Genomic DNA, 22804 nt, shown 5'->3' on the forward strand with positions numbered 1-22804 from the left:
GCCGTCCTTTGTCCGGAAAAGCGTCAGCTGAACATCATGGTCGACAGACGGCGGCGGGTCTTCACCGTCAGCGGGTCGGTCTGGCCGAACGCCTCGAAGAACTTCACCAGCTGCTTGCGGGCGCCGTCCTCGTTCCAGGTCCGGTCGCGCTTGAAGATCTCCAGCAGCTCGTCCACCGCGGCTTCGCGCTTGCCGGCGGCGAACAGCGCCATGGCGAGGTCGAAGCGCGAGGCATGGTCGTTCGGGTCGTGGGCGACCTTCTCCATCAGCTCCGGGATCGGGCCGGCGTTGGCGGCCTGCTCCGCCACGTCGAGGGCGGCGCGGACGTTGGCCAGTTCCTTGTCCTTGGCGATGGCTTCCGGCGCCTGGGCCAGCATCTGCTTGGCATTCTCCAGGTCGCCGGCGGCGATCAGGCAGCGAATGATGCCGGCATAGGCCTGGGCGTTTTCCGGCTCGGCCTGCATGATCTGGCTGTAGAGGTCGAGCGCGCCCTGCAGGTCGCCGCCCTCCATCAGCTCCTTGGCTTGGGCGAAGGCCTCTTCCAGCATGTCGTCGGCACCACCGACGCCCGCCTGCTTGGCCAGCGCCACCAGCTTGTCGACGAAGGCCTTCACCTGCGATTCGGGCAGGGCGCCCATGAAGCCGTCGACCGGCCGGCCCTGGAAGAAGGCGTAGACCGCCGGAATCGACTGAACACGCAGCTGCGAGGCGATCATCGGGTTGGCGTCGGTGTCGATCTTCACCAGGCGCACCGCGCCCTTGGCGGCGCGAACCACCTTCTCGATGATCGGGCCCAGCTGCTTGCAGGGGCCGCACCAGGGCGCCCAGAAATCGACGATCACCGGAACGTCGCGCGAGGCCTCGATCACGTCGGCCATGAAGGCGCGGTCGCTGCTGTCCTTGACGACGTCGGCGGCACTGGGGGCGGCACCGGCGGCGGGAGCGGCGGGCTTGGACCCGTTGGCGGGGGGCATGGAGAACATGGCGTGTTTCGGTCCCGTTGGTGATGCCTGGCCCAGTAGGTCATCCCGGTGGGCCATGGAGTTGCCGGCCCGGCCGTCGCCGGTCCGGATCCTGATCGTTGCCGACATATGTGAGCGCGCAAGGCGGCTCAAGCAAGCATTGCGTGGGCAGGCATTGCGTGGAACCGCCGCCTGAGCCGGTCAATCATCGGTGCGGCCGAAATCGACGATCGCCGGCTCGTGCCCGCAGGCGCGGATGAAGCGCAGCAGGTCGTCGCGCCGGATCGCCGTTGTGCGGTCGTTCAGCAGCGGATGATAGTTCAGCAGGTCATGCTCCATCATCGCCTGTTGCAGGACCACGCGAACCTTGTGCCCGGTGTCGTTGACCAGGGCGAAGGGCGTGACCGACCCCGGCCGGAGGCCGAGGACGCGCCACAGCCGGTCGGCCGAGGCGAAGGACAGCCGCGCCGACCCGATCGCCTTGTCCAGCCGGTTCAGGTCGACCCGCGCATCCTCCAGCGCCACCACGAGCCAATGCTGGTCCTTCTTGTCCTTCAGGAACAGGTTCTTGCAATGGCCGCCGGGCAGGGCGCCGCGCAGGGCCTTGCTCTCCTCCACCGTGTGCAGCGGCGGGTGGCTGTGCGTGGTCGCCTGGATGCCCAGCGCGTCGAGCCGCGCCAGCAATTGGTCCGGCGAGGTCGGCAGCGGTGCGTCCCCATCTGGAAGGGAGGCGCCCGGAAGGGAGGTCGGTGCTGTGTCCATGACGCCCTTTGTACCGGGCCCGCAAAAAATCGTCCAGCCGGTCAAAAAACTGAAATTACGCGCTTGCAATGCGTCGGCCGATGAGTATAGTCCGCCGCACACCGCCGGACGGCACCGACAAGCTGCTGAACGACGGTACGGAGCGCGGGCGTAGCTCAGGGGTAGAGCACAACCTTGCCAAGGTTGGGGTCGAGGGTTCGAATCCCTTCGCCCGCTCCAGTTTCCTCCAGCCTTCCTGCTGGAGCATGCGATCTCAAAAGGCCGGACCTTCGGGTGCCGGCCTTTCGCTTTTTGGCGCTCGCGTTTGCCGGCCTGCCATCTTCGGCCCACCCGCCCGGCCCTGGCCCCCGCCCGCCGTCCCCCGCGTCGCGGTTCCTCTGCCTTTTCCTCCGACCTGGGCGCCCTGTGGTGCCGGCCCGCTTTTGCGGGTTGAAGGGCCTATCCAGAGATTGTGCCAAGACAAGCCATCGGCATCATACAATTGTAGGCGAGTTCCCCGCCTTATACCCAGTCACGTTTTTCCGACTCTGCCCAATTCCCACCGCCTGCTGCGGCAGTTGTGGAGTTCCGAGGCTTGGCTGGTGACTGTCTTGTAATTTCACGTTCCGAGCGTGTGCCTCCTGGTTATAACCAGCAGAGCGGGATGAAATTTCCTATGACGTATTTACAGATTGTCAACCTCCTTGCGTATGACGGCTTATACGGGTACACTTCAAAATCTAAATAAATGGCGTCTAAAGCTCCGGGGGTTGTGCCGCTCGCAGATATTCCGCGGAAAAGCGCGTTGAAGTCCCGAATCCTTCCCGCATAAGGACGCCCGGATCGCTTGACCGTCCGCCGGCTTCGGGATCGAGCGACGCAGGAACCGTCACCGCCCCCAACGCCCCTTCCGAACCCGATCCAGACACGAAGACCAGACCGAAGAAAGGACCCTGCCATGGCCATGCAACGCTATCTCGTCGACTACCGCCGGCTGTCCACCGACGCCCTCGCCAAATGGTCGTCGGTGCCCAGCAGCGTCGCCTCCGATGCGCTGAACCGCTGCCAAAGCATGGATTCGCGGATCAAGCCGATGGTGCCGGGCATGCGCATCTGCGGTCAGGCCCGCACCGTCGTCACCATGCCCGGCGACAACAGCATGGTTCATCATGCCGTCAGCCTGGCCGAGCCGGGCGACGTCGTCGTCGTGGCCGGCGGCGGTCTGGACGACGTGGCGCTGGCCGGCGAATGGGTGGTGCGCTGCTGCAAGCGCCGGGCGCTCGGCGGGCTGGTGGTCGACGGCTCCGTCCGCGACCTGCACGAAATCCGCGGACTCGGCCTGCCGGTGTTCGCCAAGGGGGCCGTTGCCCGTGGTCCGCACAAGAATTTCGGCGGCAAGATGGACGTCACCGCGGCCATCGGCGGCGTGCCGGTCAACCCCGGCGACCTGATCCTGGGCGACGAGGACGGCGTGGTGGTCGTGCCGCTGGCTTTCGCCGATGCCGCCCTGACCCAGAGCCTCGCCCTGCTGGAGCGCGAGCGCCAGTGGACCGAGCAGATCGAGGCCGGCGCTACCCTGGTGGACGTGCTGGGCGTCCCGCCGCTGGAGATCGTTCCCGCCGAATGAACGGATCGGTGTAAGGAAAGCCCCCGCATCGTCGGCCCGCCAGGCCGACCCCGCCCACACGGTGCCGCGTCCATGTCGCTGATTTTCCAGATCGTCCTGCCGATGTTCGGCCTGATCGCCCTTGGCTATTGGGCGGCACGCTACCGCGGGTTCAGCAATGCGATGGTTCAGGGGCTTTCCCGTTTCCTCGGCATCTATGCGCTGCCGGCGCTGCTGTTCTCCAACATGGCGCGGGCAGATATTCCCGATCCTCTGGAATGGGCGGTGCTTGGGTCCTTCTACATCGCGGCGGTCGCGGTATTCCTGGTGGGCGGGCTGTGGATGCGGATGGCCGGCCGGCGGGAGCAGATCGCACCCATCGGCCTCGCCAGTTCCTTTTCCAACATCGCGCTTCTCGGCTCGCCCATCATCATGGAGGCCTATGGGCCGACGGTGGCGGTGCCGGTGATGCTGCTGATCGTCTTCCAGTCGCCCTTGCTGTTCACCTCCGCCACCATGCTGGCGGAGACCCAGCGATCGGCGCGCGGCGGCCGGTCCGGACGCCCGGTGCAGGCGACGCTGGGGGCGGCCAAGGCGACGCTGACCAGCCCGCTCGTGGTGTCGGTCATCCTCGGGTTGGCGGCCAACCTGATCCATCTGCCGATCCCGCCCATGGTGATGAAGAGCTTCACCATGATGGCGCAGACGGTGCTTCCATGCGCCTGCTTCACGCTGGGCGCGTCGCTGGCGCTCAGCCCGGCCTCGGGCGCGGTGCTGCCCGCGACGGTCGTGGCCCTGCTGAAGACCGGGCTGCATCCGCTGCTGACCTGGCTGCTGGCCACCCATGTCTTCGACCTGCCGCCGGTGTGGGTCGCCCCGGCCGTGACCGCCGCGGCGCTGCCCATCGGCATCAACGCTTATGTCTTCGCCGAGCGCTACAACGCCGGGCGGGACGTGGTGTCGATGTCGCTGCTGATCTCCACCCTGCTGTCGCCGGTGTCGATCTCCATCGCCTTCATGGTGTCGGCCGCGGGCTGAAGCGGTCTGCGCCGGCGGCGCGTCTACTTGGCATATCCTTGAAAAGACTGAGAATTGACTTTCAGGCCCTGTCATGTCCCGGGCGGGAAGGGATGTCCGTCTGCGCGCCCCATGCGGCAGTATGACCGGGATTCGCGCCATTGAAGCGAGAGTGAATTCCTGTTACCCTCTAACTGTATGCATTCTGAAGCAAAACGACTGCGCTAGGGATGTTTCTTGTTCTGGAAAAACTCGGAAAAAGGGAACACCCTGCTGGCGCAGCGGTGTCCGGCCGGTTTCGATCCGGCCAAGAGAAAGCCAGCATGCCTTGGCGCATATGGTAGTATGACTAAGATGTGCATGCGGGAATATGTCGGAAAACCGGCGGATTATTGTGACAGATCAAAGATTCCGACAAAAAAACTGCCGTTAATCATTGAAAAAGATTTTCGGAATGAGATGACGCGGTGGCGGTCGTGCCGGCGGGACGGCCGCCCCGGATACGGATTCGGACCCGTAAAGGGATCTCGTTCCAACCACGTATCGCGGAGCGGTGCGGCGATGGCGGAACGCAGGGCGGCGCCGATGGTGCAGCCGGCGTCGCGCGACCGCGGCCCGTTCCTCCGCTCCAATGCCATGCCGGATGGTTCGCGCCACGGACCGGCGGCCGACGCAGGTGCCCCATGACCCTCCTCAACAACTTCCACATCCCCGTCAAGATGGCCATTCCGGCGACGACGGCGATCATCGGCATGCTGGTGATCGCGCTGCTCGGCTGGTCGGCGATCACCCAGCAGTCGACGCTGCTCGACACCCTGTTCAACCGCTCCTTCACGCGTGAGGCGGAGATCCAGGGACTGACCGACACCTTGACGGTGGCCCACGCCGGCATGTACCGGACCGTGATCCTCAGCAGCGCGAATGCCTCGCCCAAGGCGGTGGATGAGGAGATGAAGGCCCTCAACGGCCAGCTCGACAAGCTGAAGGGCCAATCGGAAGCATTGAAGGGCGCCACTGCCGAAACGGACGAGGAAGCGAAGTATTTCGAGCGGTTCGGCAGCGATGCCGCGACCTATCTGGCAAAGGTGGGGAGTTTCCTCGACCTGCTGAAGATGGGTGTCGATCCGCTGGACTTCCTGCAGGAGGTGCAGTCGGCCTACACCCGCCTGCACGCGACCAGCCGCGACTATCTGAACTACAAGCGCAAGGTCTCCACCGACGCCTACACCCAGGTCAACGCATCGGTCGACAACACGACCCAGGCCTTCATGCTGGTGGCGGGGGGCGCGTTGCTGGTGACGGTCGGCGTCGCCCTGTTCATCGGCATGAACATCGCCCGGCCCATCGTGCGCCTGACCGACGTGATGGAACGCCTGGCCCGCGGCAACCTGGAGGCCGACATTCCCGCCGCGGACCGCGGCGACGAGATCGGCCAGATGGCCCGCACCGTCCAGGTGTTCAAGGAGAACGCCATCCGGGTGCAGGAACTGTCCCGCGAGCAGGAGGCGATGCGCATCCGCAACGAACAGGAGCGGCGTCAGGCGATGTCGGCGCTCGCCAACGACCTGGAGGCGTCGGTCAAGGCGATGATGGGCGAGGTGGTGCGCTCGGCCACCTCGATGCGCAACGAAGCCAATTCGATGCTCGACAATGCCAAGCAGACCAGCCACCACAGCGACAGCGTCGCCCATTCCGTGCAGGAGGCGACCAGCGAGGTCGAGAGCGTGGCGGCCGGTGCCGAGCAGCTCCGCGCCTCCATCGACGAGATCACCCGCTCCATCAGCCAGTCGGCGCAGCTCGCCCGCGGCGCGGTGGACGAAGCCGGCCGCACCGACAGCATCGTCCAGGGGCTGAGCGAGGCCAGCCGCAAGATCGAGGAGGTCGTCGGCCTGATCCAGTCGATCGCCGGCCAAACCAACCTGCTGGCGCTGAACGCCACCATCGAGGCGGCGCGCGCCGGTGAAGCCGGCAAGGGCTTCGCCGTGGTGGCGCAGGAGGTGAAGAGCCTCGCCAACCAGACCGCCAAGGCGACGGAGGAGATCGGCGCGGAAATCGCGGCGGTCCAGGCCGCCACCCATGCCGCGGTCGGCGCCATCCGCGCCATCGTCGGCACCATCCGTCAGGTCGACGAGTCGCTCGGCACCGTCGCCGCCGCGGTGGAGGAGCAGGACGCCGCCACCCGCGACATCAGCGCCCGGTCCCAGCGCGCCGCCGTCGATACAATGGCGGTGATGCAGGAAATGCGTCTGGTCCAGCAGGCCGCCGAGACCACCGGCCATTCCGCCGGCTCGGTCCAGAACACCACGGAAGAGCTGTCGCGCAGCTTCAACCGTCTGGACCATGAAATCGAAGCCTTTATCACCCGCATCACCGCGGCGTGACGGTTGAGAGTTGGGGGCGTTAGACCCCCACCCTAACCCTCCCCCGTTGGGCGGGGGAGGGAATTGGTGCTGATGTGGGAGAGTGGCGGCAGTCCCTCCCCTGCGAAGCGGGGGAGGTTAGGTGGGGGCATTCGAAGCCGACGCTTCACCCCACCAGAACGCCCTTGCGCGCATCCGCCCACTCGCGCGCCGTCGTCGGGCGGCCGTCGACGTCGATCAGGCCACGGGTGAACAGTTCCTCGGCATGGCGGATGAAGAAGGCGGCGGTGCTCGGCCGCTCCCAATGCTCCATCCAGTTCTGTTCCAGGAAGGCCAGGATCCCCGGCTGGTCCAGTTCCACCTCCCACAGCACGCCGAGCAGCGAGGTCTGCTGCTCCTCATGCATGCAGTCTTCAAAGCACAGGCGCTTGTCGGCGCGGGCCTCCTTGCGGGCGGTGGTCTCCGGGCCGGGGCCCAAGCCGTAGTCGATCAGCGTCCGCCGTTCGGGCGCCGCGCACAGCCAGTGCGCCACCTCATGCACGATCACCGTCGCCTCGACATCGGTGCGGATCACCTTGCCGTCCCACATGAAGGAGCGGCTGGGCGGCTCGTCCAGCGTGTCGATGCCGTGGGCATGGGCCATCCGCACCGCTTCGGCCCGGTGGGCCGGCGTGTCGACGCCGCCGCCGGGCTCGTCCTCCGGCCGCACGGGCCAGGTCGCGGCGATCCGGCGGAAGGCGGCCCGCGCTTGGGCATGGCCGTCCAGATGGGCGTCGAAGGCGGCGATGGCCTTCGGCATGTCGTCGATGGCGATGGGGGTCAGGATCATGGCGCCTATGTGCCGAAGGGGGCGCTGCGGCGCAAGGGGAATGTAACCGGGTAAAAGAGCAGGGCTGCCCGGCAGAAGAAGGGCGCCGGCAAGACCCGGTCCGTTCCGGTCCCGCCAGCGCCACAACTGTCACGGCCGCGCTGAAGTTCGATGCCGTTTCTTACGCGGCCCGCATGTCGGTCAGGAAGCGCGACACGAAGCCGCGCAGGTCGGTCGCCTCATGGTTCAGTCCGTCGGCGGCGGTCAGCACTTCGCGAGAGGCGTCGCCGGTGGATGCCGCGGCCTCCGAGACGCCGGCGATGTTGCCGGACACCTGCTGGGTGCCGCGCGCCGCCTGCTGGACGTTGCGGCTGATCTCCTTGGTGGCGGCGCCCTGCTCCTCCACCGCGGCGGCGATGGTGGTGGAGATGTGGTTGATCTCGGCGATCACACGGCCGATCTCGGCGATGGCACCGGCGGCCTGCCGGCTGATCTCCTGGATGCCGGCGATCTGGCTGCCGATCTCCTCCGTCGCCTTGGCGGTCTGGCTGGCGAGGTTCTTCACCTCCGACGCCACCACGGCGAAGCCCTTGCCTGCTTCACCGGCGCGCGCCGCCTCTATGGTGGCGTTCAGCGCGAGAAGATTGGTCTGGCTGGCGATGTCGGTGATCAGCTGCACCACCTCGCCGATGCGCTGGGCGGCATCGACCAGCCCGCGGACGGTGCCGTCGGTCTTCTCGGCGGTCGCGACCGCCTGCCCGGCGATGCGGGTGCTTTCGGCCACCTGCCGGCCGATCTCGGCGATGGAGGCGGTCAATTCCTCGGTCGCGGCGGCCACCGTCTCGACGTTGCCGGTCGCCTCATGGGAGGCGCTGGCGACCGCGTCGGCCTGCCGGGTTGTCTGTTCGGCGGTGGCGGACATGGTTTGCGCGGTGGCTTGAAGCTGCGTCGCCGCTGCGGAAACCCGGCCCAGCGCCGCCAGGACCAGCCGGTCGAACTCCTGGGTGAGCCGGTCGATCCGCTCGCCGCGGCCGCGCCGCGCCTCATGGTCGGCACGTTGGGCCTCGGCCAGCCGGTCGCTCTCGATCAGGCTGACCTTGAAGACCTGCAGGGCCTTGGCCATGCCGCCGATCTCGTCGGCGCGGTCGAGGCCGGGGATGTCGACGTTGCGGTCGCCGCCGGCCAGCCGGGTCATGCGGTCGGTGATCGCCACCACCGGGCGCGACAGCCCGCGCCCGATCAGCAGCGCGGTCGCCAGCCCCAGGACCACCGCGACCAGAGAAGCGGCGATCATCACGGTGAGCGCCTTGGTGATGAAGGCGCCGGTTTCTTCGCCCAGCTTCTTCTGATGGTCGACGCTGGCGACGGTCAACTGCTCCGCCTCGGCAGCGATGGAATCGCCGACGGGGGTCAGAACCTCGGTCACCAGCCGGTCGCGCTCGGTCGTCGCCTTGACCACGGCGTTGAAGCCGGTGGTGTAGACGCGCAGCATCGCGGTGTAGGACATCGCCATCTTGCGGCGGTCCAGGTCGGTCAGCTTCGCCATCATCGCCCCGCCGCGGCTGGCGGCGTCGGTGAATTGCGAGCGGGTCTGGCTCGCCAGCGCCGGGGAGCCGTCGACGTTGTAGCGCGTGGCCGAGACACGGGCGGACAGCATGTGGCGCAGCGCCATGCCCGCCAAATAGGCGGCGTCGGTGTCGCCGGCGGCGCCGGCGCTGTCCATGATGGTGTCCAGGGCACCCTCCAGCCGGGGGCCGATCTCGTCCAGTTCGGCGATGGCCTTGCTGCGCTGGGCCTGCAACTCCATCGTCGCGGTGAAGGCCTCCTGATATTGGGCGATTTCCTGCGCCATGTGGTCGACGGTCTGCAGCAGGGCCGGGTCGGCGAACAGGGTGCGGGCCTTGTCGATGGTCTGCGCCGCTTCGCCGGCAAGGCGGCGGACGGTGGCGCCGACCTCCGGATCGCCGGTCAGCAGGAAGCGGGTGGATTGCTGGCGCATCTCCAGCATCAGGGCCTGGATGCGTCCGGCCTCGTTGGTCTGCTGGCCGAGCCGCCGGTAGGTCTCCACCGCACCGCCGGCATCGGATAGGGCCACCACGCCGATGCCGCCGATCAGCACCAGGAACACCAGGATGCCGGCGCTGGCCGCCGTGATCTTGGAACCCACGGAAAAGCGATTGAAAAGGCTCATGGTCGAGGCCTCCGTCGGCACAGGGTCGCTGCTCAGCGCTTGGTCGGGGCGACCGGAAAAGGTCAGCCCCTGCGACCTGTTTCAGGAAGCATGCCACATGCCCCGGTATGGCCGGGCCGCAGGGGCCGGCAGTGGGAAGGGACCGGGGTGACGCAGGGGAAAGCAACGGACGGCAGGCGTGGAATAAACCGACGCCTTGCATGTTTGCCCGTTGCGTGGGGTCGCGGGCTGCCGTCCCGCGGGCGCTTTCACGGGCGGAAAGGCCATTTTTTGTGCCGCGGCGGTCACAGGAGAGGCATTTTGAACATCCCCTGGTATCGTGGTATATGCCAAAGGGCGCAGCGGCCGTCCGGGGTCGTCGCCGATCCCTCATCCTCCCGGTCTCTGACGCTTTGACCCGACGGCTGGCCATGTCCATTCCCGACGCGCCCATTTCCGCGGCATCTTCGGATGTCCGCACCGCTTCCGCACGCCGTCCCGGCGCTAGTCCCGGCGAAGTCCAGCCATCTGCCGGCCGGCCCGGCACAGATCGTTTGGGCCGTCCGCGGCGCGGACGCCTGTCGGTGGTCATCCCCTTCTACAACGAAGGTCCCAACATCGACGCCCTGTTCGCCCGGCTCACGCCGGTGCTGGACGGGCTGGAGATGGATTGGGAGGTGGTCTGCGTCAACGACGGCAGCCGCGACGACACCGTCGACCGGTTGCTGGACGTCCATGACCGCGACCCGCGGGTGAAGGTGGTCGACCTGTCGCGCAACTTCGGCAAGGAGTTGGCGCTGTCCGCCGGGCTCAGCCACACCACCGGCGACGCCGTGGTGCCGATGGACGCCGACCTGCAGCATCCGCCGGAACTGCTGCCGGCCTTCATCGCCAAGTGGCGCGAGGGTTTCGACGTGGTCGTCGCCGTACGGCACGCCCGCGTCGGGCAGAGCCTGAAGCACCGGCTGTTCGCCAAGCTGTTCTACTGGGTTTTCGACCATCTGTCGGAGATCAAGCTTCCGCGCGAGGTCGGCGATTTCCGCCTGATGGACCGCCGCGTGGTCGAGGTGATCAACCGGATGCCGGAGCGCACGCGCTTCATGAAGGGCATCTTCGCCTGGGTCGGATTCCGGCAGGCCGCCATCCCCTATGAACAGGGCGAGCGCGCCGGCGGAGACACCAAATGGGGCTTCGTCAAGCTTCTGCGCCTGTCCTTCGACGGTCTGACCGCCTTCTCCACCTTCCCCCTGCGGGTCTGGAGCCTGGTGGGCATGGCCGTGTCGGGCGTGGCCTTCGTCTACATCCTGATCCGGCTGGTCCGCACGCTGCTCCACGGCGTCGACGTGCCCGGCTACGAATCGCTGTTGGTCGCGGTGCTGTTCCTGGGCGGCATCCAACTGATCACGCTGGGCATCATCGGCGACTATCTGGGCCGCGTCTTTGCCGAGGTGAAGGGCAGGCCGCTGTTCATCGTGCGCTCAGCCCACGGCTTCAGTCCGTCGGACGAGGAGCGCGAGCACCCGTTCGATCCGGTCGGCAATCCGGCGGGTCAGGAGCGGCAGCGATGAGCATCGAGACCCGCCTGCGCACCGGCGACGAAGACGCTGGTGACGGGATGCCCGCCGCCCGCCGCCGTTCCTCCGGAACCGTCCCGCCATCCTCCGCCCACGGCACCGCCTCCGACACCGCCACTGCCGCCGGCCTCGCGCTGCCGCGCGGCGAGGCGGCGCTGTGGGACGGGTTGTCGCGCGCGCTGCTGCTGGGGCTGCTGATCCTCGCCGCCCTGACCTTCCTCAGCTACGGCATCAGCACGGACGAGGAGGTGCAGCACATCTACGGCAAGAAGCTGCTGTCCTACTACACCAGCTTCTTCCAGGACCGATCTGCCTTCCATTTCAAGGATCTGGCCTATTACGGCGGCCTGTTCGACCTCGTCACCGCCGTCATCGTGCCCTTTTCCCCCTTCGAGGAATACGAGACGCGGCATCTGCTCTGCGCGCTGGTCGGTGTGCTGGGCATCGCGGGGACATGGCGCTACACCCGGCTGCTGGCCGGGCCGCGCGCCGGCTTCATCGCCGCCGCGCTGCTGTCGCTGAGCGGCGTCTATTACGGTGCGATGTTCAACAACACCAAGGACGTGCCGTTCGCGGCCGGAATGGTGTGGACGCTCTATTTCGCCACCCGCATCCTCAAGCAACTGCCGCGGCCCAGCCGCAGCGCGGTGCTGAAGTTCGGCTTGGTGCTGGGCCTGACGCTGGCGATCCGCGTCGGCGGGGTGCTTGCCGGCTTCTATCTGGCGGTCGCGATGGCTCTGCATTTCGCCTTGGTGACGCGGCAGGAGGGGCATCGCTGGGCGCTGGTCGATGCGCGCGGCGCCTTCCTGTCCTTGTGGCCGGCGATCCCCGTCGCCTATGCGATCATGGCCGTATTCTGGCCGTGGGTGGTGCAGAGGCCGTTGCGCAATCCCCTGGAGGCGCTGCGCGTCGTCTCGCACTTCCCCATCGACATCCAGACCCTCTTCATGGGCGAGTTGGTCCATTCCAACGACCCGCCCGCCCTGTATCTGCCGGTCTATCTGGCGGTGAAGCTGCCGGAAGCGGTGGTGATCGGCGTCGCCGCGGCGTTGGTGCTGGCCGGGATCTGGCTGGCCCGCGGCGGCTGGCGGCGCACCGGAGCCTTCACGCTGGTGCGCTACACCCCACTGGCGCTGGCGGGCTTCCTGCCTATCCTGCTGTTCATCCTGATGCGGCCGTCGGTCTACAACGGCATCCGCCATTTCCTGTTCCTGGTGCCGCCCTTCGTGGTGATGGCCGCCATCGCCGCCGACCGGCTGTGGACGCTGTCCCAGCGCGGCGGCCGGGCTCTGGGGCAGGGCTTCGCCGCCGCGATGACCGTGGTCGCGGTGGTGTACGCGTGGCAGCTGGGCGCCATGCATCCGAACCAGTACGTGTACTACAACCAGTTCGTCGGAGGCGTACGGGGCGCCGACGGCAAGTTCGAACTGGATTACTGGGGCAATTCCCTGCACGAGGCGCTGCAGGAGCTGATCGAATATGTCGAGCGCGAGAATGACGGCCGCCCCCCGCCGCGGCAGTACACCCTGACCGTCTGCGGCAACACGCTGGCGGTCCGGTTCGAACTGCCGCCCTGGCTGCGCCTGGTCAACGGGATCGAGCCGGACTGGCGCAAGGCCGACTTCTTCCTGGCCTTCACCCAGGTGAAGCGCTGCCCGTCGCTGCTGGACGGCCACCCGATCCTGGAGATCGCAGCCGACGACGTGCCGCTGTCCATCGTCAAGGACCGCCGTCCGCCCAAGGCCGACGTCCCGACCGAATGACCGCCCAACTGAATGGCCGCCCGCCCGAATGACCGGCTGAAGTGACCGGTTGAGGCGGCGCGGGTGGTTGGGGAGTACCCCCCACCGCGCCGCCGCCGTCTTTCGCCGGATCGCCCTTCGCGGCCCTGTCCGCCCGCCGGACCTCTCCCCACTCTCCGAACCTGCGATTCTGAGGCCGGGCGGAGGCGGGGATGCGGCGCAGGCTGCTGCTGTGCGTTTTAAGTCTGCTGCTGTGGAGCATTCCCTTCGGCCCGACCGGGGCCATCGGTCTCGATCGGTCCGAGGATCGGGCCGGCGATCCGCTGGTCGATCTGGTGACCCGCGCCGTGGAAGAGCGTCGGCCGCCGGACGGAGCGGGCAGTCTGGTGGTCGGCGTGATCCGCGACGGCCGGACGCTGGTGGTCGGGCGCGGCGACGCCGGGCGTCCGGACGGCGGACCGGCGGACGGGCGGACGCTGTTCCAGATCGCCTCCCTCACCAAGCCTTTCACCGGCACCATCATGGCGGAACTGGTGCGGGAGGGCCGCCTGTCACCCGACGATCCACTGGAACGGCATCTGCGACGCGTCGGGCCGGTGCAAGTCGCCCATCTGCCGGACCATGACGGCCTGCGCATCCGCCTGCGCGACCTCGCCACCCACACCGCCGGTCTGCCCAGCGTGCCGGAAACCCCGCGCTTTTCCTGGAACCGGCTGGAGGATCCGCGCAACCCCTATAAGCCGCTGTCGCGGGCCGAACTTGCGCTGTGGCTGTCGGGCTATCGGTTGCCGATGCCGCCGGGGGTGCGTTTCAGCTATTCCAACGCCGGCATGGCGGTGCTGGGGGAGGCGCTGTCCGCCGCGGCCGGTCAGCCTTACGAGATCTTGCTGAAGCGGGTGGTGACCGACCGCTTCGGCCTGCGCGACACCACCCTGCAGCCGACGGCGGAGCAGCGGGCGCGCAAGGCGGCCGGCCATGCCCGCGGCCGGATCGTGCCGGATTGGGAGGCGCCGGCGATGCTGCCGGCCTTCGGCCTCTACTCCTCCGCCGACGACATGCTGCGCTGGCTGTCCGCCAACCTGGGCGACTGTCTCGGTCGCGCCGCCGGGCCGGAGGGGCAGGGCTGTGCTCCCGCGGCGTCGGCGACCCTGGCCCTGGCGCAGACGGTGCAGGTCGATGGCCGGACTCTGGCCGACGCGGGAAGCCTGGGGGCGGGGGCGATGGCGCTCGGCTGGTTCGTCGCCTGGGCGGGGGATGGAACGCCGATCCATTGGCATTCCGGCTCCACCGGCGGGTTCAACGCCTACATTGCCTTTTCGAAGGCGCATCGCTGGGGCGTGGTGGCGCTGACCAACAGCGATCCCGATCAGGTCACCGCCGACCGGGTCGTGATCGATCTCGTCCGTTGTCTGGAGACTCCGCCGGAGGTGGCAAGCTTGCCGTAAGTGGGCTCCGTCCTCAATGCAGGCGGCGGGGAGCCTTGGCAGGGACATCGACGTCGGCGCGGGCCTGGGCGATCGGACCGGCCTGATGGTGGGCAAGGCGCCAGCTGCCGTTTTCCCGTGCGAACAGGTTGGTGGCGGCCAGCACGGCACCGCCCAGCGTTTCCTCGCAGACCACCAGGGCGGTGTCGCCATGCAGGGTCACGCGCTCGTTCCGCGCCTCGACGGTGATGCCGCTGGGAGCGCGCAGAACGTCGCGCCAGCTGGTCAGCACGGCATCGCGGCCGAACAGGGCGGTCCAGCCGGGATGGATGCAGGACACCGGCAGGGTCTCCGCCCACAGCGCTTCCATCGCGGCGGCGTCGCGGTTGGTGAAGGCGCGGTAGAAGGCCTGGTTCAGGGCCAGCAGCGTGTCGCGGTCGGTCATGGCTTCTGTCCGGGCGATGGTTCCGGGAACGGGTGAGGCACGGCTGTCCGGCCGGCGTCAGTCCGCTTGTAATGAAGCCATCCGGCATGGGCAAGCGCCGGTCCGGTCGGTTCCGGGCCGGCGCTGTGACAAGTTGGCTGCGAAAAAAGCGCCTCAGGCCGTCAGGTTGACGCTCTGCGGTTTCGCGGTCGAGCCCGACGACGAGGCAGCGGCCGCTTCCTTGACCGCCGCGCCGTCCTTGCCGCCGGACAGCCCGTCCACCGGGGTGGACAGGTCGAGCGTCAGGTGGGTGACGCCGTTCTTGGAGGTGGTCGGCTTCAGCACCGCCAGCCCCTTCATCCCGTCGCCGCCGGACTTGGAGGCCATGTCGTTCAGCTTGCCGAGGATGTCCTTGATCTCGTCCTCGCTGAAGCCTTCGGAACGGACGATCATGCCGGTGGACTTGCCGGTGGCCGTGGTGGTCATGCCGGTGGCGGTCATCGCCATGTCGCCGCCCTTGCCCAGCGAGGCCTGGAGCCGCTGGTCGTCGCGGCGGAAGTCCAGAGTCGATTTGGCGAAGGAAATGCGGACGCTGCGGTCGCCGTCCTGGATCTCCAGCTCGATCCCGTGGGATTCGATCGACCATTGCGACTGGCTGGCCTGCATGTCCACCGACATTTGGCTGAGGTCCATGCCGTCCAGCTTGGATTTCAGCTTGTCGCCGAAGCCGCTGACCGCGTCGTCGATGCGGTTCTTCGGAACGCCCAGCATGCTCAGCGTGTCGCCCAGCCCCTGCTTCAGCGCGTCGATGCCCTTGCCGAACATGCCGGCCAGATCGTTGCCGTGGTCCAGCGCCGACTGCATCAGCGACTGTGCCTGCTTGGCGCGGTCGACGCCGCTGTTGCCGGCCGCCAGGCTGCCACCCCCGCCCGCCCCCTGGGCGCCGCCCTTGCCGGTCATGCTGTCCAGCAGCGATTCCATCGACTGGCTGATGGTGTAGGCCGGCGACTGGCTCTTCTTGTCCGCCTTGTCGCCATCGACCGATTTCGCGTCCGATTTGGCCAGCGCGTCCTTCGCCGTGCCGGCCGTCTTTGACGAGCCGTTCTGCACAGCCGTGGACAGCACCGACGGTTTGCCGTTCGGGCCGCTGAGCTCCGCGTAATACATGGATGCCCCCGCATCGCGTAGTTTGTGTGCAAGCGGAAGCATGACGCCGGCAACCTTTACCAGTTATTAATTTCGGATATTTCTTTGAATGATCAAGATAACTTCGTTACCTTACTAATCGTCGAAGTCTTTATAACTTCTATATCTAAGCTTTCCAGCACTTGTTTCGCCTGCGTGACGACCTGCGACGAGCGGCGGCTTTCGCCCGGCCGGGGGCGCTGCTACCCTGATGGCAAAAGGACCCGCAAGAAGGGAGCCAGCCATCATGACCGACCGACTTTCCATCGCGCTCGCCCAGGCCGATCCGGCCGCCGGCAGTCTCGCCGCCAACGCCGACCGCATCCGCGCTGCCCGGGCGGAGGCCGCTGCCCGCGGCGCCGACCTCGTCGTTTGTCCGGCCGGCGCGCTGTCCGGCGTTCCTCTGCTGGATTTGATCGCTCAGCCTGCCTTCCTCGACGCCGTGGAGGCGACGGCCCAGGCGCTGGCGGCGGATACCGCCGATGGCGGACCCGCCTTGCTGGTCGGTGCCTCCTGGCGTGACGGCGCCAAGCGGCACAATGCCGCTCTGCTGCTCGACGCGGGCAAGATCGCAGCGGTTCGTTTCCAGGCCGAAATGGGCGGTGGCGAGATCGGCGCGCCGGAGGATGATCGTTACGACGCCGGTCCGATGCCGGGACCGGTGAATGTCCGCGGTGTGCGCGTCGGCCTGCTGGTCGGCGGCGATCTGGCGAGCGCCGACGTGACGGAAACGCTGGCCGAAAGCGGCGCCGAATTGCTGGTCGCGCTGCTGGCCAGCCCTTTCGCCCCCGGTCGTGCCGACGACCGGGTGCAAGCCGCCGTCGCGCGGGTGGTGGAGTGCGGCCTGCCCCTGGTCGCGGTGAACGCGGTCGGTGGCGAGGATGAGCGGGTGTTCGATGGCGGCAGCTTCGCCCTTGCGTCAGGCGGCCGGCTGGTCGCCCAGGCACCGCTGTTCGCCGAGCATCTGCTGTTGTCCCGCTGGGAACGTGGCGACGATGATTCCTGGGACAGTTCCCAAGCCGAAATGATTGCGCCGGTCGAGGGGGCGGAGGCGCTCTACAGCGCGCTAATGCTGGGTCTGCGCGACGCGGTGGCGAAAGGCGGCGCGCCGGGGGTGGTGGTCGGCCTGACCGGCGGGCTGGACTCGGCGCTGACCGCGGCCATCGCCGTCGATGCGCTTGGGCCGGAGCGGGTGCTGGCCGTCCGGGCGCCGCTGCCGGGCAGCGAAATCGATGCGCTGGCGGACAGCCTGGACGATGCGGCCGAGATCGTCGAACTGCTGGGGTGCCGCCTGGACAATGTGGCGCTGGGCCCGGTGCTGAAGGCCGCCGACTCGCTGCTGGCGCCCGCCTTTGCCGGGCGCGAGTCGGGCGGGGCGGCGGACCGGCTGCATGCCCGTCTTCGCGCCGCCACATTGGCGGCGCTGGCGGAGCGGATGGGGGCGCTGCTTTTGTCGACCGCCGACCGCACCGACCGGCTGCTCGGCCTCGTGCCCGAGGAGTCGGGCTGCGGCTATGCCGTGTTGGCCGACCTGCCGAAGACCGCGGTGCTGGAACTGGCGCGCTGGCGCAACGCAAATCAGCCGGCGGGATCGCGCGGGCCGGCCGGCCGGGTGGTTCCGGAACGGGTGTTGGCGCGTCGGTTGAAGGCTGCGACGCCGGCCGGATTGCCGCCGGTGGAGGCACTGGACGATCTGCTGGCCGGCCTTCTCGACGGCGGCCTTTCGCCGTCCGATCTCGCCGGACGCGGACATGCGGCCGAGACGGTGGATCTGGTCTGGCGGATGGTGGTTCAGGCGGAAGCGGACCGCCGCAGGGCGCCGCCGGGGCCGCGGGTCTCGCGCCAAGCCGTCGCGCGGCTGCGGCGCCTTCCCGCCGGCGGGGGTGTCATCGATCTGGCTTGAGAGGATTGGGGCGCGAAGGGGAGCGAACGTCCCCCCTTCGCATTTCCTTTTGCCGGACCGGGCGTCAGCCGCGGGTCAGCTTGATGATCGTGGCGATCATGCCGAAGCTCCACAGAACGGCTGGCAGCACAATCCAGGTCGGATGGAAGATGATCGCCAGCGGCATGATGAAAATCAGCAGCATGGCCGGGAAGACGAGATAGGGAGAGTTGCCCCAGTTGGTCAACAACCCGGCCGGGTTCTCGTCTTCACCGAAGTAAGCATCGGCGGTAACCGCTTGGTCCGTCATCTCTATCACCCAAAGTTTTTGTGGTTATTCCCTGTCCCGCACTGCAGCAGGACGTCGGTTCATACCCCACGATGCTTCGGGTGACCAGAGCCCGGCCTTGGCCGTTGCTTTCGACTTTGGTCGAAGGCTACGCAGCCTCGGTGAGTGCCAACTGCGGACGGCGCAGGCTGGACTGGATGGTGAAGGGCGCGCGTACGCCGCCGTTGAACAGCTCGGCGCATTCCAGGGCCTTCAGCACACGCTCCTCCGGCGGCTGCCCGGCGGTGGATGCAAGAGAGCCCAGCGCATAGTCGGAGCCGCAGCCGATGGCGTGATAGCCCCGCACCGCCTCGCCGACCTGATAGTCCGACTGCACGGTGAACAGACGGCCTTCCAGCCCCACCATGAAAGTGCCGCCGGTCTCCACGTCATTGGAGCGGTGGGCGTATCCGCCATCCTTCAGGCAATTGCGGACGGCATCGACGAAGTCCACCACCATGTAGCGGAAGAGATCGGTATCGCCGTTGCGCGACGGAACCTCCAGCCGGTAATGCAGCAGCTGGCCCATGCGGAAGGAGCTGGTGAAGCCGATCAGGCAATCGCCGTTGCGGAACACCTTGGTATCGGCGCGCACCGTGATGTCCAGGCCGTTCACCCCGGCGCTGTCGCCGCCCATCCACACCCGATCGCCTTCCACCAATCCCACAATGCAGGTCATCGCCAGCCCTCGCCCGATAAAGTCGAAACTGAGGGAAAGGGTGTGGGAAGCCGGTTAATGAATTATTGCCCGGCTTTGTGACATTGAAGGTGGAAAAGGGGGTATGGCTACCCCCCTTTGTCGTCCGGTTCACTTGATCACTTCGCCAGATCGACCAGAGCCTTGACCGTATTCTCTGCGCCCTCGGCGATCTGGAGCAGATTGGCATCCAGCATGTAGCAGGGCGAGGTGACGATCTTGAGCCCCGGATCGACCACGATTTCGCCATGGGTGGTGGTGCGGTGGATGGCGCCCATGGTCTCCAGCGCGGCGGCGGTGCCGGGGTCGTTGCCGATGGTCAGTTCCACCCCCTGCTGGCCCAGGATCTTGGCGAGGATGGCCGGCGCGATGCACAGCGCGCCGATCGGCTTGCCGGCCGCGCGCATGGCGGCGACGGCGGCGACCACTTGAGGGTTGACCGAGCAGTCGGCACCCTTGAACGCGAAGTCGCTGAGGTTCTTGGCGGCGCCGAAACCTCCGGGGAAGATCAGCGCATCGACGTCGCCGGCCGAGAAGTCGCTGAGCGGGGTGATCTTGCCGCGGGCGATGCGGGCCGATTCGACCAGCACGTTGCGGCTCTCGCCGGTCTCCTGGCCGGTCAGGTGGTTGACGACATGGGCCTGCAGGACGTCGGGGGCATAGCACACCGCGACCGCTCCCACCTTGGCGATGGCCAGCAAGGTGCAGACGGCTTCGTGGATTTCCGTGCCGTCATACACGCCGCAACCCGACAGCACGACGCCGATGCGCAAGCTTTTGTCCGCCATAGGATGTCTCCGAGGTTTGGATTTGCCGCCAAGCTAACGCAGGCGGACGGCCGCGCCTACCACGCCAACGGCCGCATCGCCTCGCCTGTTGCGCGGATGCATAGGTTCCGGACCGCTTTCGGAAGGCGCGCCGGCCGTGCTAGGACTGCCCGCCTGTCCCGTCTGCAGATCGAGTCCAGCCATGTCCACCGCCGTCCGTTTCGCCCCCAGCCCGACCGGCCGCATCCATGTCGGCAATGTGCGCCTTGCGCTCGTCAACTGGCTGTTCGCGCGCAAGACCGGCGGCAGCTTCATGTTCCGGCTGGACGACACCGACGAGGAGCGCTCCACCCAGGAGTTCGCCGACGGCATCGCCGCCGACCTGACATGGCTGGGCCTGACCTGGGATCGTTTCGCCCGCGAAAGCGACCGCTATCCGCGCTATGACGAGGCGGCCGCTGCGCTGAAGGCAGCCGGCCGGCTCTATCCCTGCTACGAGACGCCGGAGGAGCTGAACCTCAAGCGCGCCAGTCTGGTGTCGCAGGGCCGCCCGCCGATCTACGACCGCGCCGCCCTGCGCCTGACCGACGAGGACCGCGCCCGGCTGGAAGGGGAGGGGCGCAAGGCCCATTGGCGCTTCAAGCTGAACCCGACTCCGGTGGAATGGACCGACCTCGTCCGCGGCCCGGTGCGCTTCGAGGGCACGGCGCTGAGCGATCCGGTGCTGATCCGCGAGGATGGCCGGCCGCTCTACACCCTAACCAGCGTGGTGGACGACGCCGACTTCGCCATCACCCACATCATCCGCGGCGAGGACCACGTCGCCAACACCGCGGTGCAGATCCAGATTTTCGAGGCACTGGGCTCCGCGGTGCCGTCCTTCGCCCATCTGCCGCTGCTGACCGATGCCGGCGGGCAGGGGCTGTCGAAGCGGCTGGGCAGCCTGTCGGTCGGCAGCCTGCGCGACGACGACGGGATCGAGCCGATGGCGGTCAACAGCCTGCTGGCGAAGCTCGGCACCTCCGACCCGATCGAGGCGCGGCTGACGCTTGACGAGCTGGTGGCGGAATTCGACCTGTCGAAGATCGCCCGCGGCACGCCGAAATTCGATCCGGAGGAGCTGGGCCGACTGAACGCCCGCATCCTGCACCTGACGCCCTTCGATGCCGTGGCCGCCCGGCTGGAGGCGCTGGGCCTGACCGGCGCCGATGCCGCCTTCTGGGATGCGGTGAGACCCAATCTGGCGCGGCTGAATGACGCGCGCGACTGGTGGGCGGTGACCCATGCGCCGGTGACGCCGCTGGTCGAGGATGCCGGCTTCCTGGCCCAGGCGGCGGCGCTGCTGCCGGACGAGCCGTGGGACCTCGCCACCTGGGGGGCCTGGACCAACGCGGTGAAGGGGGCGACGGGGCGCAAGGGCAAGGAGTTGTTCCTTCCTCTGCGCCGGGCGCTGACCGGGCGCGACCATGGACCGGAATTGAAGAACCTGCTACCCCTGATCGGACGGGCGCGCAGCCTCCGGCGACTGGCCGGTGAAACCGCCTGACACCTTCCTTATACCAGGAGTTCGGACCGTGCCGTTGGACCTCTACAACACGCTGACCCGCCGTAAGGAGCGCTTCGAGCCGCTTCGCCCGGACCATGTCGGCATGTATGTCTGTGGTCCGACGGTCTACGACACCGCCCATATCGGCAATGCCCGGCCGGTGGTGGTGTTCGACCTGCTGTTCCGGCTGCTGTCCCGGCTCTATCCGGTGGTGACCTATGTCCGCAACATCACGGACGTGGACGACAAGATCATCGACCGCGCGCGGGACAGCGGCGAGCCCATCGACGCGCTGACCGCGCGCACCACCGACCTGTTCCATGCCGACATGGACGCCCTGAACGCCCTGCGCCCGACCATCGAGCCGCGGGCCACCCAGCATATCGGCCAGATGATCGCGCTGATCGCCACGCTGATCGAACGCGGCAACGCCTATGCGGCGGAAGGGCACGTGCTGTTCTCGGTGCCGTCGATGCCCAGCTATGGCCAGCTGTCCCGCCGGTCGCTGGAGGACATGATCGCCGGCGCGCGGGTGGAGGTGGCGCCCTACAAGCGCGATGCCTCGGACTTCGTTCTGTGGAAACCCAGCACGCCCGACCAGCCCGGCTGGGACAGCCCGTGGGGCCGCGGCCGTCCGGGTTGGCACATCGAATGCTCTGCCATGGCGAAGGAGCACCTGGGCGTAACCTTCGACATCCATGGCGGCGGGCTGGACCTGATCTTCCCGCACCATGAGAACGAGATCGCGCAGAGCTGCTGCGCCAACGGTACCGACCGGCTGGCCCGCACCTGGGTTCACAACGGCTTCGTGACGGTCGAAGGCGAGAAGATGTCGAAGTCCCTCGGCAACTTCTTCACCGTGCACGACTTGCTGGACGAGTTCCCCGGCGAGGCGATCCGACTGACCCTGCTGAGCGCCCATTACCGCCAGCCGCTGGACTTTACCCGCGAAGGCATCCGGCAGGCCAAGGGCACCCTCGACCGCTGGTATCAGGCCTTGCGCGGCGAACCCGCGGCGATGCCGGGCGAACTGCCCTTCGATGTGCTGGCGGCGTTGGAGGATGATCTGAACAGCCCGCTCGCCATCGCGCATCTGCACGAATTGGCGACCGCGGTGAACAAGGCGAAGAGCGATGCCGAGAAGGCCGCGGCCAAGGGCGCGTTGCTGTCGGCCGGTCAGCAGCTCGGCCTGCTGCAGCAGGACCCGGAGGCGTGGTTCCGCTGGGCGCCGACCGGCGGGGCCGAAGGGCTGAGCGACACCGATGTCGAGCAGTTGATCGCCGACCGCAAGGCCGCCCGCGCAGCGAAGAACTTCGCCGAGGCGGACCGCATTCGCAAGGACCTGGCCGACAAGGGCATCGTGCTTGAGGACGGCCCGCAGGGCACGACCTGGAAGCGGGGGTGAGATAGGAGGATCCCCTCTCCCCCCCCGGGGGGGGAGAGGGAGTTGGGCGGGAGAGGGCACCCGCTTTATTGTTCCTCTACCAACAACAAACTATCGTCAACTCCGCGGATTATCGCACCCGCCGATCCGGCTAATCTCCTCTCCAGACGAAACGCGGTCGCAACCG

General features: G+C 67.7%; 18 protein-coding genes and 1 tRNA gene. 10 read left to right on the plus strand and 9 right to left on the minus strand.

What is annotated here, in order from left to right; all coding sequences use genetic code 11:
- Positions 1-23: 23 nt before the first annotated feature.
- Entirely contained in the window at positions 24-983 is a 960-nt protein-coding gene (locus J2Y49_RS03330) for a co-chaperone YbbN (RefSeq protein ID WP_310112308.1), read from the minus strand.
- 180 nt (positions 984-1163) lie between these two features.
- Positions 1164-1724 carry a prolyl-tRNA synthetase associated domain-containing protein gene (locus J2Y49_RS03335; RefSeq protein ID WP_310112311.1) on the minus strand — a complete coding sequence of 187 codons (561 nt, stop codon included), beginning with the start codon at positions 1722-1724 and terminating at the stop codon, positions 1164-1166.
- Positions 1725-1868: 144 nt separating this feature from the next.
- Here J2Y49_RS03335 and J2Y49_RS03340 point away from each other — a divergent pair.
- The 4 genes from J2Y49_RS03340 (at position 1869) to J2Y49_RS03355 (ending at position 6707) form a co-directional block, all read left to right on the plus strand.
- Positions 1869-1943: transfer RNA gene (locus J2Y49_RS03340), tRNA-Gly, on the plus strand.
- A 718-nt stretch (positions 1944-2661) separates the two neighbouring features.
- Positions 2662-3330 carry an RraA family protein gene (locus tag J2Y49_RS03345; protein WP_310112313.1) on the plus strand — a complete coding sequence of 223 codons (669 nt, stop codon included), beginning with the start codon at positions 2662-2664 and terminating at the stop codon, positions 3328-3330.
- Positions 3331-3402: 72 nt separating this feature from the next.
- Positions 3403-4347, plus strand: coding sequence for an AEC family transporter (locus J2Y49_RS03350; protein WP_014248571.1), 945 nt, complete (start codon positions 3403-3405; stop codon positions 4345-4347).
- A gap of 662 nt (positions 4348-5009) precedes the next feature.
- Positions 5010-6707 (plus strand): methyl-accepting chemotaxis protein, encoded by a 1698-nt coding sequence (locus J2Y49_RS03355; RefSeq protein ID WP_310112318.1) that lies wholly within the window; start codon positions 5010-5012, stop codon positions 6705-6707.
- Positions 6708-6852: 145 nt separating this feature from the next.
- Here the strand turns inward: J2Y49_RS03355 and J2Y49_RS03360 are convergent, their stop codons facing one another.
- Positions 6853-7515, minus strand: coding sequence for a hypothetical protein (locus J2Y49_RS03360; protein ID WP_310112321.1), 663 nt, complete (start codon positions 7513-7515; stop codon positions 6853-6855).
- Between the two features lie 160 nt (positions 7516-7675).
- On the minus strand, positions 7676-9685 hold the full coding sequence (locus J2Y49_RS03365) for a methyl-accepting chemotaxis protein (protein ID WP_310112324.1): 2010 nt from the start codon (positions 9683-9685) through the stop codon (positions 7676-7678).
- 410 nt (positions 9686-10095) lie between these two features.
- Here J2Y49_RS03365 and J2Y49_RS03370 point away from each other — a divergent pair, with 410 nt between their 5' ends.
- The 3 genes from J2Y49_RS03370 (at position 10096) to J2Y49_RS03380 (ending at position 14425) form a co-directional block, all read left to right on the plus strand.
- A complete protein-coding gene (locus J2Y49_RS03370) occupies positions 10096-11232 on the plus strand; it encodes a glycosyltransferase family 2 protein (protein ID WP_409017774.1) in 1137 nt (378 codons plus the stop codon).
- Positions 11229-13001, plus strand: a complete 1773-nt coding sequence (locus J2Y49_RS03375) for a glycosyltransferase family 39 protein (RefSeq protein ID WP_310112330.1) — start codon at positions 11229-11231, stop codon at positions 12999-13001. Before J2Y49_RS03370 ends, J2Y49_RS03375 begins: the two co-directional genes overlap by 4 nt.
- Positions 13002-13192: 191 nt before the next feature.
- Complete coding sequence (locus J2Y49_RS03380) at positions 13193-14425, plus strand: serine hydrolase domain-containing protein (protein ID WP_310112332.1); 1233 nt, start codon at positions 13193-13195, stop codon at positions 14423-14425.
- Positions 14426-14438: 13 nt separating this feature from the next.
- Here J2Y49_RS03380 and J2Y49_RS03385 read toward each other — a convergent pair whose 3' ends face one another.
- Together J2Y49_RS03385 and J2Y49_RS03390 are read right to left on the minus strand one after the other, a co-directional pair.
- Entirely contained in the window at positions 14439-14849 is a 411-nt protein-coding gene (locus tag J2Y49_RS03385) for a nuclear transport factor 2 family protein (protein ID WP_310112335.1), read from the minus strand.
- Between the two features lie 153 nt (positions 14850-15002).
- Positions 15003-15995, minus strand: a complete 993-nt coding sequence (locus tag J2Y49_RS03390) for a hypothetical protein (RefSeq protein WP_310112339.1) — start codon at positions 15993-15995, stop codon at positions 15003-15005.
- Positions 15996-16260: 265 nt separating this feature from the next.
- Here J2Y49_RS03390 and nadE point away from each other — a divergent pair, with 265 nt between their 5' ends.
- Positions 16261-17916, plus strand: a complete 1656-nt coding sequence (gene nadE / locus J2Y49_RS03395; RefSeq protein WP_310112342.1) for an NAD(+) synthase — start codon at positions 16261-16263, stop codon at positions 17914-17916.
- Positions 17917-17980: 64 nt separating this feature from the next.
- Here the strand turns inward: nadE and J2Y49_RS03400 are convergent, their stop codons facing one another.
- From J2Y49_RS03400 to elbB, 3 genes are all read right to left on the minus strand, one after another.
- A complete protein-coding gene (locus J2Y49_RS03400; RefSeq protein ID WP_310112345.1) occupies positions 17981-18205 on the minus strand; it encodes a hypothetical protein in 225 nt (74 codons plus the stop codon).
- A 127-nt stretch (positions 18206-18332) separates the two neighbouring features.
- Positions 18333-18902 carry a hypothetical protein gene (locus tag J2Y49_RS03405; RefSeq protein ID WP_310112348.1) on the minus strand — a complete coding sequence of 190 codons (570 nt, stop codon included), beginning with the start codon at positions 18900-18902 and terminating at the stop codon, positions 18333-18335.
- Positions 18903-19039: 137 nt separating this feature from the next.
- Positions 19040-19708 (minus strand): isoprenoid biosynthesis glyoxalase ElbB, encoded by a 669-nt coding sequence (gene elbB / locus J2Y49_RS03410; RefSeq protein WP_310112350.1) that lies wholly within the window; start codon positions 19706-19708, stop codon positions 19040-19042.
- 181 nt (positions 19709-19889) lie between these two features.
- Here elbB and gltX point away from each other — a divergent pair, with 181 nt between their 5' ends.
- Both gltX and cysS read left to right on the plus strand, forming a co-directional pair.
- The gene (gene gltX, locus J2Y49_RS03415) at positions 19890-21233 is read left to right on the plus strand and encodes a glutamate--tRNA ligase (RefSeq protein WP_310112354.1); all 1344 of its coding nucleotides are present in this window, start codon (positions 19890-19892) and stop codon (positions 21231-21233) included.
- Positions 21234-21261: 28 nt separating this feature from the next.
- A complete protein-coding gene (gene cysS, locus J2Y49_RS03420) occupies positions 21262-22638 on the plus strand; it encodes a cysteine--tRNA ligase (RefSeq protein ID WP_310112357.1) in 1377 nt (458 codons plus the stop codon).
- Positions 22639-22804 lie beyond the last annotated feature (166 nt).

It is taken from the genome of Azospirillum sp. BE72, assembly GCF_031455875.1.
In the GTDB taxonomy this organism is placed as follows: Bacteria; Pseudomonadota; Alphaproteobacteria; order Azospirillales; family Azospirillaceae; genus Azospirillum.